General features: G+C 35.6%; 11 protein-coding genes and 1 tRNA gene. 11 read left to right on the forward strand and 1 reads right to left on the reverse strand.

What is annotated here, in order from left to right:
* The first annotated feature begins 84 nt into the window (after positions 1-84).
* From AAGD84_RS02400 to AAGD84_RS02435, 8 genes are all read left to right on the forward strand, one after another.
* A tRNA-Leu gene (locus AAGD84_RS02400) sits at positions 85-172 on the forward strand.
* A 29-nt stretch (positions 173-201) separates the two neighbouring features.
* On the forward strand, positions 202-1,284 hold the full coding sequence (locus tag AAGD84_RS02405) for a GTP cyclohydrolase II (RefSeq protein WP_010082649.1): 1,083 nt from the start codon (positions 202-204) through the stop codon (positions 1,282-1,284).
* Between the two features lie 72 nt (positions 1,285-1,356).
* On the forward strand, positions 1,357-2,037 hold the full coding sequence (locus AAGD84_RS02410; RefSeq protein WP_236514507.1) for a virB8 family protein: 681 nt from the start codon (positions 1,357-1,359) through the stop codon (positions 2,035-2,037).
* Positions 2,024-2,824, forward strand: a complete 801-nt coding sequence (gene virB9 / locus AAGD84_RS02415) for a P-type conjugative transfer protein VirB9 (protein WP_174515708.1) — start codon at positions 2,024-2,026, stop codon at positions 2,822-2,824. The genes AAGD84_RS02410 and virB9 overlap by 14 nt, the downstream gene beginning before the upstream one ends.
* 16 nt (positions 2,825-2,840) lie before the next feature.
* On the forward strand, positions 2,841-4,301 hold the full coding sequence (locus AAGD84_RS02420; protein WP_264722982.1) for a TrbI/VirB10 family protein: 1,461 nt from the start codon (positions 2,841-2,843) through the stop codon (positions 4,299-4,301).
* Between the two features lies 1 nt (position 4,302).
* Positions 4,303-5,295, forward strand: coding sequence for a P-type DNA transfer ATPase VirB11 (gene virB11, locus AAGD84_RS02425; RefSeq protein WP_264722983.1), 993 nt, complete (start codon positions 4,303-4,305; stop codon positions 5,293-5,295).
* Positions 5,296-5,325: 30 nt separating this feature from the next.
* Entirely contained in the window at positions 5,326-7,338 is a 2,013-nt protein-coding gene (locus AAGD84_RS02430) for a type IV secretory system conjugative DNA transfer family protein (RefSeq protein ID WP_265038322.1), read from the forward strand.
* A 121-nt stretch (positions 7,339-7,459) separates the two neighbouring features.
* Entirely contained in the window at positions 7,460-8,287 is an 828-nt protein-coding gene (locus tag AAGD84_RS02435) for a P44/Msp2 family outer membrane protein (RefSeq protein ID WP_265038323.1), read from the forward strand.
* A gap of 163 nt (positions 8,288-8,450) precedes the next feature.
* Here the strand turns inward: AAGD84_RS02435 and prmC are convergent, their stop codons facing one another.
* Positions 8,451-9,290 (reverse strand): peptide chain release factor N(5)-glutamine methyltransferase, encoded by an 840-nt coding sequence (gene prmC, locus AAGD84_RS02440; RefSeq protein WP_264722986.1) that lies wholly within the window; start codon positions 9,288-9,290, stop codon positions 8,451-8,453.
* A gap of 919 nt (positions 9,291-10,209) precedes the next feature.
* On the opposite strand from prmC, the gene rpsL reads away from it, so the two are divergent.
* The 3 genes from rpsL to fusA are packed head-to-tail and all read left to right on the forward strand — an operon-like array spanning position 10,210 to position 13,166.
* The gene (gene rpsL / locus AAGD84_RS02445) at positions 10,210-10,584 is read left to right on the forward strand and encodes a 30S ribosomal protein S12 (RefSeq protein WP_006279787.1); all 375 of its coding nucleotides are present in this window, start codon (positions 10,210-10,212) and stop codon (positions 10,582-10,584) included.
* A 5-nt stretch (positions 10,585-10,589) separates the two neighbouring features.
* Entirely contained in the window at positions 10,590-11,069 is a 480-nt protein-coding gene (rpsG, locus tag AAGD84_RS02450; protein WP_007549313.1) for a 30S ribosomal protein S7, read from the forward strand.
* A 21-nt stretch (positions 11,070-11,090) separates the two neighbouring features.
* A complete protein-coding gene (gene fusA / locus AAGD84_RS02455; RefSeq protein WP_010962308.1) occupies positions 11,091-13,166 on the forward strand; it encodes an elongation factor G in 2,076 nt (691 codons plus the stop codon).
* The last annotated feature ends 3 nt before the right edge of the window (positions 13,167-13,169 follow it).

Consider the following 13,169-nt stretch of genomic DNA (forward strand, 5'->3'; position numbering starts at 1 on the left):
TCTAGTATCAGATTGACACTCTAGATGAAAAATTCTAAAATGATTAAGTAATTTAAAATAATTATATAAAAACTAGAATATAGTGCGGCCGTGGTGGAATTGGTAGACACGCAGCGTTGAGGTCGCTGTGGCTCATAAGGCCTTGGAAGTTCAAGTCTTCTCGGCCGCACCAGTTTTTATCGCTGTTTAATATGGGTAAAAATGTTTATAGGAAATCAGAGTAGCAATAAGGTAGAAAGAGCTATCAGCGAAATCAGGCGCGGTCGGCCAATTGTAATATATGATGAAAGTAATTACCTATTGTTTGCTGCTGCTGAGGCTTTAGAAAGAGATTTATTTAATCAATACAAGCTTACATCAAGTAATGTATATGTTACTTTAACTTCAAGTAAGGTAAAATACATATCTCAGAATAAAGAACATAACAGCAAACGTCTGTTGGTGAATAATTTTGATGAACTGCTCTATTTAATAAACTGTTCAAAGGAAGATTGCATAAAAGAGTTGCAATGCTCAAAGACAATAGATGAATGTGCTATTGCCTTGCTTAAGTTCTCAGAATTATTGCCATACGCGTTAGTGGCTGATATGACTTTTGAGAATAACCATGAAATGCGAAATTGGTGCGAGAAAAATGACGTTATTGCACTGGACACGTCATTCATAAATAATTTTCAAGAAAATCAGGATGTATATGAAGTGTGCAAAACATCGTTATTTTTAAAACAGACTCAAGAAGTAAATATCATATCTTATAGAACCGAAAGTGGTGGAAGAGAACATCATGCAATTATCATTGGCAATCCAGATAAAGATGACGAACCATTAGTGAGAATTCATTCTTCGTGCTATACGGGTGACTTGTTAGATAGCTTGTCATGCGATTGCAGAAGTCAGTTACATCAAGCAATTCAAATGATAGCTGACTCTGGAAGTGGTATTATATTGTATTTGATGCAAGATGGAAGAGGCATTGGTTTAACTAATAAGTTAAGAGCGTACAGTATGCAAAGAGGACATAATCTTGATACTGTTGATGCAAATAGAATATTGGGTTTTGAAGATGATGAAAGGAGTTTTGCTGTTGCAGCTAAAATGCTTAAGAAATTGAACATTAACAAAATCCAATTACTTACAAACAATGATAGGAAATTGTCAGAATTGGAAAGTAGTGGTATAGGAGTTACAAAGTGTCTACCACTTATTGTGGAACGTAATAAATATAACGATTCATATATGGAGACAAAGTTTGGTAAATTAGGCCATAGATTAAGAGTTTTTTAGCTTTTTTGCTGTAACTACTTTGTTAATTTGCTATGTTTATTAACATAAGTTAAGATTTTTAGGAATACTAAAATGCTAAGATTTTTTAAGCGAGAAAAAAATACTGAATCCTTAGATAAGGATATAAATTGGAATTCAAACCGCTACAGCACAGTTATTGCTCAAAGGAATATTCTACTTTTATTTGCATTAATATTATTAGCAACGATCTCTATCAGCATATTAGTCGTATTTAAAATTAGCACAAGTAGCACTATTGAGCCATTTGTTATAGAAATTGACAAGAAATCAGGAATAGTGCAATTGGTTGATCCTGTCACAGTAAAACAGTATTCTGCAGATGAAGCGCTAAACGATTATTTTATTTCAGAGTATATAAAAGCAAGGGAGGTTTTTGATCCATATCATTATAATTATAACTATTATACAAAGGTGAGGTTGTTTTCCTCACCTAATGTGTATAATGAATTTAGAAATTATGTAGGATCGCAGAATATGGATGATCTTTTTAATTTATATTCAGATACCAAAAGTGAATTTAAAATTCGCTCAATTCAAAAGTTGGGTAACGATGCTCTTCAGGTGAGATTTTTTGTGGAATTTACACGGAAAGATGGAAGTTCTACGAGAAAAAATAAGATAGTTATTATGTCATATAGATATGCATCGCTTGAAATGGATGATCAGCAAAGATATATTAACCCATTAGGATTTCAAGTTATTTCATATAGAGTAGATGATGAATATGTATAGGATATTATTAGTTTTAGCTTTACTTGTAAGTGGCAATTTAAACGCATCCATTAATTATAATGAGCCTATTTCTATAGATAGTAGAATAAAGACTTTTGTGTATAGCCCTAATGAAGTATTTACGGTGGTTTTTAGTCAGGGTTACTATTCTTATATTGAATTTGCGGAAGGAGAAAAAGTTAAAAATATCGCTGTTGGTGATGCATCAAGTTGGAAAATTAATCCTTATGACAATAAATTGCTTATCATGCCATTTGAAGTTAGTAGTCGCACTAACATGATTATTACGACAACTAAAAAAAGAAATTACATTTTTGATTTAATCTCAAGGCCAAACTACGATAAATACCCGGATACTGATGCTAAGAAAGTGGATCACGATTATTCTGCTGAAAAGGATATATCTTACGTAGTACGTTTTTATTATCCTCAAGAAGAAGGTGAATTTGATGTTGATTTAGATGAGGTTTCTTTACCTACTCAAATGCAATATACTACAGACAAGCTAGAAAAAATAATACAAGAAAATGATACGAAGTACAATTATACATATATTGATGAAGGTGGTAATGCGGATATAGTTCCGATCGAGTTATTTGATGATGGTTATTTAACCTATTTAAAATTTAGAAATAATAATAAAATACCTCAGGTTTTTGTAGAAGGGGAGGATAAACCTTGTAAAAGGCTGTTATTTGATGATTATGTTATAATAAAAGGAGTACATAAAAAGCTATTTATGCGTTATGAAGATGGTGAAGTTGAAATTATAAATAGGTCACTTTAGCTGTGGTACATGCAATATGAATAAAGAAAGGCGTAACAATTCAGAAGATGAATCAGAAATAGAGAATAAGGTAGTAACAGTTGGCTCTAATCAAGGTCATAGGGCATTGATGGTCATTATTTTAGTGCTTCTGGCTGGTGGAGTGTATTATCTCTATTTTAGTCCTTCTCCTAAAGAGGGTTCAGAAGTTATTAAAAAAGAGGAAACAAAGCAAAACGTTCAAGAATTGAAAGGAAAGTTGGAACAAGTTCCAGATAATGTAATGGTTCCTGAAAGAATAATAACTGATCCCTTACCACCCTTACCTCCTCTTCCTACACCACTAATCATACCAGAAATAAAACAAATTAGAAAAGAAGAAGTGATGAAAAAAGAAGAAGAGAAACCAAAAGAAACTCCTGTGTCAAATATACCTATTTTGCCAAAGCAAAATTTTCCTTCTAGTAATGTTATGGGCAATTTACCTACCTCGTTTCCTACAATAGGGGGTGGCGGTTATCCTAGAGACAGACGTAGTGCACAGATGTTGACAATTTCAGGTGGTAGTGGAGAGAACAAGTCTGCTGATGCTATTTTATCCGACACTTCAGCACAATCGAGCAAAGCTACCAGAGTAGGAAAGCTTGGTTTAATGATTACTCAAGGTAAAATTATTGATGCTGTTCTTGAAACTGCAATAAACTCTGATCTGCAAGGAATGCTGCGTGCTATGGTGAGTAGAGATGTTTATGCAGAAACTGGTGATACAGTTTTAATACCTAAAGGCTCAAGATTGATAGGCAGTTATTCATTTGACTCGAATGTTGCTAAATCTCGTGTAAATATAAACTGGAATAGAGTGATTCTGCCACATGGAATAGATATTGCAATCTCATCACTTAGTACTGACGAGCTTGGTAGAGCAGGAATAGCAGGAATAGTTGATAACAAAATAGTAAGTGCGTTATTCTCTTCAGTGACACTTGCTGGTGTTTCGATTGGTTCTGCTGTTATAGGGCAAAAGGCTTCTAATCTTGTTGATACGCTAACTATCAGAGATGCAGTAAAGTCTATCACTGCAACCGAAATAGATTTTTCTTCTCTCCAACTCATTATTGACCCAGAAAAGAAGATATCTAGTGACAAATGGAAATTAGGCCTTGGGGCTATCGGAAGAATTCGGAGTGCCAAAAGCAGACAAGATTTACTAAAAATAATGAAAGAGGAAATAGCAAAAGCACTAGGAATTGAAGAAGACGAGGTAAATATAAGCCTGGAAATTGTAAATCAACTGTTAGAACAAATTCAAAGAAAAAGCAAGTCTGTTTATGATGAAGCAATCGGGAAATCAATCGAGGATTTTTCTAAAGATATGCGGGATGTAGTGGGCAGATATACAGATAAAAAACCAACTATTTATGTTGATCAAGGCACTGCATTGAAAGTATTTGTTAACCAAGATATAGTATTTCCTCCACAGGCAATATTAAATCAATGAAATGAACTATGCTGCACTTGATACATATTTGGAGCCATTACAAGGCATATTTCAAGAAGAAGGCGTAAATGAAATATCAATAAATAAGCCAAAGGAAGTATGGATTGAAAATCGCGGTGAAATAAGGTGTGAAAAATTAGAAGTATTCGATCTTAACCATTTGAAATCTCTTGGCAGACTGATTGCTCAAGCTACAGAACAAAAACTTAGCGAAGAAGCGCCGTTACTTTCGGCAACATTACCAAATGGTTACCGTATACAGATAGTATTTCCGCCAGCATGTGAACCTGATAAAGTAGTCATGTCGATTCGTAAGCCTTCTAGCATGCAGTTAGCACTCGATGATTACGAAAAAATGGGGGCTTTTTCTGAAACTGTTACAGAAGCAACTGATAATCCAGTTGACCGTCATTTGGATTTATTGTTAAGGCAAAAAAAAATAAAAGAGTTTTTAGAATACGCTGTAATAAGTAAGAAAAATATTATAATTAGTGGTGGAACTTCCACTGGTAAGACTACTTTTACTAATGCTACTTTGCGTGCTATTCCAGTTGAGGAAAGAATTATTACTGTTGAGGATGCAAGGGAAATCGTTTTGAACGAACACCCCAATAAAGTCCATCTAATTGCCTCTAAAGGAGGGCAGGGCAGAGCAAAAGTAACCACTCAAGATTTGATAGAAGCGTGCTTACGTTTAAGGCCAGACAGAATAATAGTTGGTGAGCTCCGTGGAGCGGAAGCTTTTAGTTTTCTCAGGGCGATAAATACTGGTCACCCTGGATCAATATCAACCCTTCATGCGGATAGTCCAACGATGGCCCTTGAGCAAATAAAACTGATGGTTATGCAAGCAAACCTTGGCATTCCTCCAGATCAAATTATACCATACATTAGAAATGTGATTGATATTGTTATTCAGCTAAAAAGAACCGGTGGGGGCAAAAGAAGCATTTCTGAGATATTATTTACTAGATCTGCGAGCGAAAATGCTTAAATTTATACATAAGTTAAGGAAGAGTAGTTTATGAGTAATGGAAATCACCTACGTAATATTCTCATAGGAGGTGTAGTAGCTTTTAGCATACTTGAGTTTTGCTTCTATCTATCTGGTATATTGTTCTTTCTATTAGTTGACGGTCCGGATGCTGTGGATTTTAAGGCAATTAATCCTAGTTTGACGCCTTTCCCTCAAGCTCTTTGGCCAACAATCTTTGATCATATACAATATTGTTGGCATCATCCAGAGTTATATAGCCTTGAGCTCAAAATCACATTAATTATATCTTCTGCACTGCCTATCATTGTTTTAATGATTATTTTGTGGAATTTAAGAGAAAGGATAATTGAGTGGCGACCATTTAAAAAGAAAGAATCACTTCATGGAGACTCGCAGTGGGCATCAGAGAAAGACATACGAAAAGCAGGATTAAGAAGCAAAAAGGGATTATTGCTTGGTAAAGATAAAAGAGGATACTTCATTTCTGATGGGTTTCAGCATGCATTGTTATTTGCACCTACAGGTTCTGGTAAGGGTGTTGGCTTTGTAATTCCTAATTTATTATTTTGGACTGACTCGGTAATTGTACACGACATAAAATTAGAAAACTATGAAATAACAAGTGGTTGGCGAGAACGACAAGGACAAAAAGTATACGTATGGAATCCAGCGCAGCCAGATGGAATAAGTCACTGTTACAATCCATTACAATGGATTAGTGAAAAACCTGGGCAGATGGTTGACGATGTGCAGAAAATAGCTAACCTAATCATGCCTGAACAAGACTTTTGGCAGAATGAAGCAAGAAGCTTATTTGTTGGAGTGGTATTATACTTACTTGCTGCACCAGAGAAAGTTAAATCTTTTGGTGAAGTTGTGCGTACAATGCGTAGTGATGATGTAGTTTATAATCTTGCTGTTGCTCTTGATACGATGGGTAAAATACTACACCCTGTAGCATATATGAATATTGCAGCTTTTTTACAAAAAGCTGATAAAGAAAGGTCGGGTGTTGTATCAACCATGAACTCATCGCTTGAATTGTGGGCAAACCCATTGATTGATACTGCAACTGCGTCAAGTGATTTTAATATTCTAGATTTTAAAAAGAAGAAAATTACAGTTTATGTTGGTTTAACTCCTGACAACTTGACTAGGCTCAGGCCTTTAATGCAGGTTTTTTACCAACAGGCAACTGAGTTTTTATGTAGAAAATTGCCATCGGATGATGAGCCTTATGGTGTATTGTTTTTAATGGATGAGTTTCCTACACTTGGAAAAATGGAGCAATTTCAAACAGGTATTGCATATTTTCGTGGTTATCGAGTTAGGTTATTCTTAATTGTTCAAGATACTGAGCAGCTCAAAGGAATATACGAAGAAGCAGGGATGAACTCCTTTTTGTCAAACTCGACTTACAGAATAACTTTTGCAGCCAATAATATTGAAACAGCTAATTTAATATCGCAACTTATAGGAAACAAAACTGTACAACAAGAATCGTTGAATAAGCCTAAATTTTTAGATTTAAATCCTGCTTCAAGGTCATTACATATCTCTGAAATACAGAGAGCATTGCTATTGCCTCAAGAAGTTATTATGTTGCCACGTGACGATCAGATAATTTTAATAGAGTCGACTTACCCAATTAAATCAAAGAAAATTTTGTACTACAGTGATACCACCTTCACAAGAAGGCTGCTCAAGCAAACTCGTGTGCCTACACAAGAACCATATGACCCAAATAAAGTTCTTTCTGCCGCTGCGAGCAAAGATAAGGTTAATAACGAGGGGAATAATGCTCTTGAGGGGCCTAATTCAGTTGATTATCCTGCTGAAACTAAAACCGAAGATGCAGTATATGATGAATCAGATGAATTTGCAGACGAAGATATTGATGATGAAGATATTGACGATAAGTTTGAAGATGATGACGAGGAAGATGAGGATAGGAGCGATGATGGGTTTGATGACGAAGAAGAGGAGGATGAATTTGAAGATGAGGATATTGACGATAAATTAAAAAATGACGAGAAGTAAGGTTAACTTTGCCTATTTTTAGCTCAGAAAAGTGCAAGTTATGCAAATAATTAGGTTTTTCATATTAAGCCATTTTTAATTAATTAGTATTAGATTAGCTATTTTAACTAGAGGAGTAGTAATGATTAGTAAAAAAACATTAGCGGTTACAGCACTTGCTTTATTGTTGTCACAACAATCTTTTGCAAGTGAAACAGAAGGGTTTTACTTTGGTAGTGGGTATTATGGTCAATTTTTTAATGGCATGGGTGAGTTGAAAGCAAAAATTGGAGATACTGCTGCTACAGATGCCAATAATGTATCTATAAATGACAGGAGTGCTCAGAACACAGACGGTCAGTCACTAAGTAAGTATAAAGGAGATTATAATCCACCTTTTGCTGCAAATGTGGCACTTGGTTATACAGGGGAATTGAATGGCAATAGCTACAGAGCTGAATTGGAAGGAATGTATTCTTCTGTAAAAGTGGATAATATTGGTTTAACAAGTGGCCAGATGACAATATCCTACACAAAGGATAAAAATGACCCAAAAGAGAGTTATGGAGCAATAGTCAATCATGACCAAATTGAGAACATATCTGTAATGGCAAATGTTTATCATCATTGGAAAAGTGACCGTTTCTCTTTTTCTCCTTATGTTGGGGTTGGAGTCGGTGCAACAAGAATGACAATGTTTGAAAAATCGTCAATAAGACCCGCAGGTCAATTAAAAGCTGGCCTTGATTATCGCATAAACGAAGATGTAAATATGCATATCGGATATAGAGGTTTTGGTGCTATTGGTAGCAGTGAGTACAAACTAGAAACCTTAAAGTGGGATACCGCAACAAGTCAAATGGCTAAACAAACAGGTAATAATCAAGTATCCACTACCATACAGAACGGCTTTTTTCATACACACGGCATAGAGGCTGGCCTTACTTTCCACTTTGCCAGCAAAGCTTAAACATGTTGCCCTTTTAAAAAATGCATAAAACCGTTCCTGTCATCCTATGGCTTGACCATAGTAAATATAGATCCCAGTGTCACGCACTGGGATGACGAGGTAGAGGGTACTGGGATGACATAGGATAATATGGGATGAAGGAGATAATACAAGAAAACATTAGCTATGTTCTTTTCACAACAATGCATCTCTTCACTCCTGCTAAATCATGTACGTACTCCTGAAAAGCTAGTTCATACAAGGGTATTATTTTGTCAATATCATTTTGATCTTCACCTACCTCCAATATCGCAAACCCATTTTTTTTAAGGCACTTTCTCAATATTGGAAAAATACTCAAATAACAACTCAGACCATCAATACCACCATCAAGAGCAATTCTTGGTTCCTTTTGTACTTCGGCTTGCAAGTCTTTCAATTTACTTCTTTTAATATATGGAGGATTGCTAATTATCAGATCAAATAAATCGCTGCACTCTGTCCACGAACTAGGAAATATTTTGGCTCTGCTGAGGAGATCATGTTTCTTTGTGTTCTGATAGGCAACTTTGTATGCTTCCAAGCTTTTTTCAAAACCGACGCCAACAGCATATTCATACTCACTGAGTACGGATATCAATAAACAGCCTGTACCTGTACCAAAATCTGCAATTTTTAGTTTCTGTTTTTTGTTTGGGTAATATTTTAACACTGCTAGGATTATTGTTTCACTATCTGGCCTTGGATCTAAAACATGCTGATTAACTATAAAATTTTTACTCCAGAATTCACGATTACCTATTATTTGCGATATTGGATATCTTTCCGCTCTTTTTTTTGTTAATTTCCAAAATAGAAGTTCTTTGTCTCTTGGTACCTGATTAGTGTGATTCATAATTATGAATGATCTTTCCACTCCAAGTACGTGCTGCATGATGATTTCACAATCCAAATGTGGTGATTCAACTTTATGTGACGATAATAACTCCGATCCTTCTTGAATTAAAGTGCTGATTGTTTTCATTATTCTAAAAATATGTTCCTTTCAGCCAAGAATAGCAAGATGAGCGTAAATCTTTGAGTTTAGGATAACTGCACTAAATCCCAGTGTCAAGCACGCAACTGTACGAACATTGCAATTTGTAGATCCAAGTAGCTTGACTACTTGGATCCAGCTAAGTTGGTGAGCATAAAAGTATAGCTAACGCGAGCTTTACGTCATACCGCCACGAACCGTCATACCGCGATTCATTCGCGGTATCTTAGCCGCTAACACGTAGCGGGATGACGATTGTCGTTTAGCCATAAATATTTAAGAAATTTGCCAAATAAAAAAAAGGCAAAAGAAGCCCCGTGGTTGGCTAATTACTTACATTATACTTTCAAGTATGGCGTTTTTTTATTCTAAACACTTAATAACCGCGATTTAGCTGCTTTTAAGCCGCAACTAATCTAAATTATAAACGTTAAGAAATTTACTAAACAGAAAAAAAGGTAAAAGAAACCCTAGGGTAGCTAGTTATTCACTATCCATTTTTTAAGTTGGCGTTTTTTAATGTTTTAAATGCTTTATAAGCGCATTTCAGCTTATATTAGGTAAAAACCTAGAAATTTTATAAAGACATAGAGTGCACATAGTGCAAAAAATTAAACATGAGACGCCAGATACGTTGAGTTTTTTTGTCATTTAATCTGTACAGAGAAGATAAATAAATAGCTTCAGTTTCATGATAAGGGGGCTGGCGAAGCTTGTAAAGTAATTTTTTCGTTTCTACTGAATGACAGTTGTGGCTTGGGAGGTAGTGCAAGAAGTCTACTGATGGCTTTCAAGGCAGTTGAGCTTAATTATTAGAGTAGTAATGTTTATTTTTATATTGACTATTGAGGTTTATTATTTTATAACTAAAAACTTAGTTATTTTAATGAGCTTGAGTTTATAACATATGCCTACGATAAATCAATTAATACGTAAGGGTAGATTAGGATTGACCCATAAGAAAAAGGTACCAGCTTTGGGAGAAAGCAACCCTCAAAGGAGAGGTGTTTGCACTAAGGTGTATACTACAACTCCTAGAAAGCCTAACTCAGCACTCCGTAAAGTAGCCAGAGTAAAAATTAGTGGGTATGGTGAAGTGACGGCTTATATACCTGGTGAAGGTCATAATTTACAAGAACACTCTGTTGTTTTGATACGTGGTGGGCGGGTTAAAGATTTGCCAGGTGTGCGTTATCACATAATAAGAGGTGCCCTTGATCTGCGTGGTGTGCAAAATCGAAAGAAAGCTCGTTCAAAATATGGTGTAAAGAAATCTGGTTAAAGTTTATGGCTCGTCGGAATAAAGCAAAAAAAAGAGAAATAAGTCCTGATTCGCGTTACGGCAGTGTTTTGCTGATGCGTTTCATTAATACAATCATGAAATGTGGTAAAAAATCTACTGCAGAAAAGATTATCTATGACGCTTTGTCTTTAGCTGAAAAGAAAATAGGCGAAGGTGGGTTATCAATTTTTGAGACAGCAGTAGGAAATGTTACTCCTTCTATAGAAGTGCGTTCTCGACGCATTGGTGGTGCAACTTATCAAGTACCTGTTGAAGTTCGACAAGATAGAGCGGTTTCTTTAGCGTTAAGGTGGATTGCTAAAGCAACTTCTGCTGCTCGAAAAAAGAGTGGAAAAACCACTGTTGATTGTTTGCAATCTGAAATACTGGATGCTTATAATAAACGCGGTGGTGCGTTTAAGATGTGCGAAGAAAAATATAAAATGGCTGAAGCTAATAAGGCATTTTCTCATCTTCGTTTTTAATGTTAGCTAATTAATTGTGATATGGAAATTGGAATATCTAAATACAGAAATATAGGGATAATGGCTCACATAGATGCTGGTAAGACTACCACAACAGAGCGTATTTTATTTTATACTGGTAAGCAAAATAGAATTGGTGAAGTGCACGATGGTGCAGCTTCTATGGATTGGATGGAGCAGGAAAAAGAGCGTGGTATTACAATCACATCTGCTGCAACAACATGTTTTTGGAATGATCATAGGGTCAATATAATAGACACTCCTGGTCACGTTGATTTCACTATTGAAGTTGAGAGATCTTTAAGGGTTTTGGATGGTGCAGTTGCTGTATTTGATGGAGTTGCTGGAGTTGAACCTCAATCTGAGACAGTGTGGCGTCAAGCTGATAAATATAGCGTTCCTCGTATCTGCTTTGTTAATAAGATGGATAGAATAGGGGCAAATTTTTATCGATGTGTTGATATGATAAAGACGAAGCTTGGTGCAGCACCTTTAGTTATTCATTTACCAATAGGGAGTGAGAAAGATTTCAAAGGTATAATTGACCTTATTTCTATGAAAGCCATTATATGGCAAGAAGAAACGTTGGGCGCTAAATTTTCTTATGAAGATATTCCTTCTGATTTGCTTGATAAGGCTCAAGAATATCGAAATCTTTTATTAGATGCTGCAGCTGAGATGGATGATGAAGCGATGAATACTTACTTTGAGTCTAATGATCTGCCAGTAGATTTACTGAAAAAATGCGTGAGAAATGGGACCATTAAAGGAAAATTTGTTCCTGTGTTATGTGGATCAGCTTTTAAAAATAAAGGCGTACAACCACTTTTAGATGGTGTGGTTGACTTTTTACCTTCTCCTATTGATGTTGATGTAATTGTTGGAATTGATCCTAAAGATTCAGAAAAGAAAATTGAGGTCAAACCTTCAGAAAAAGAGAAATTTGTTGCTCTTGCATTTAAAGTGATGACGGATAAATTTGTAGGCAGCTTGACGTTTATCCGTATTTATTCTGGTAAATTAAAGTCTAAATCTACCGTTTCAAATGCGTTAAAAAACGAAACTGAAGGGATTGGCAGAATGTTACTTATGCATGCAAATAACCGAGAAGATATAACTGAGGCTAGGGCTGGAGATATAGTTGCTTTAGTTGGGCTAAAGAAAACAACCACCGGAGATACTTTATGTTCTGTTGATTTTCCTATATTATTGGAGCGTATGGAATTTCCTGAGCCTGTTATTGAAATTGCTGTGGAACCTAAAACCACTTCAGATCAGGAAAAATTAGGTATTGCTCTAAATAGGTTGGTTGCAGAAGATCCTTCTTTAAGAATGTCAGTAAATGCGGAAAGTGGCCAGACTATATTGAAAGGCATGGGTGAGCTCCATCTTGAGATTATTGTTGATAGAATGAAGCGCGAATTTAACGTTGAGGCTAACGTCGGTGCTCCTCAGGTTGCATATCGTGAAACTATCACTAAATCTGTTGAAATTGATTACACTCATAAAAAACAATCTGGTGGAGCTGGTCAGTTTGCTAAGGTTAAAATAAAATTTGAACCTCTTGAGCCTGGTTCTGGGTTTCAATTTGAAAGTAAAATTGTAGGTGGTGCTATTCCAAAAGAGTATATTCCTGGGGTAGAAAATGGCTTGGAGTTGATAAAAGAAGGTGGTATAATTTCGGGATTTCCGTTGATTGATTTTAAGGCTACCCTTCTTGATGGTGCTTTTCATGAGGTTGATTCTAGTCCTTTAGCTTTTGAACTTGCTGCTAAAGGTGCTTTTAAAGAGATGGCAAATAAAGCTGGTCCAAAAATGCTGGAGCCTATAATGAAAGTTGAAATCATTACTCCTGAAGAATATATGGGTGATGTTATGGGTGATATAAATAGTAGAAGAGGAAATGTTGCTGATATGCTCGATTTAGGTAATAATAGTAAAATAATTACTGCTTCGGTACCTCTTGCAAATATGTTTGGTTATATCAACGTTTTGCGTTCTATGTCTCAGGGAAGGGCGCAGTATAGTATGCATTTTTCTTGTTATGAGCAAGTGCCACAATATGTGGTTGATGAGTTAAAGTTAGAGTATAATTAAGGG

The organism is Wolbachia endosymbiont (group A) of Andrena fulva (genome assembly GCF_964026815.1).
Classification (GTDB): domain Bacteria; phylum Pseudomonadota; class Alphaproteobacteria; order Rickettsiales; family Anaplasmataceae; genus Wolbachia; species Wolbachia pipientis.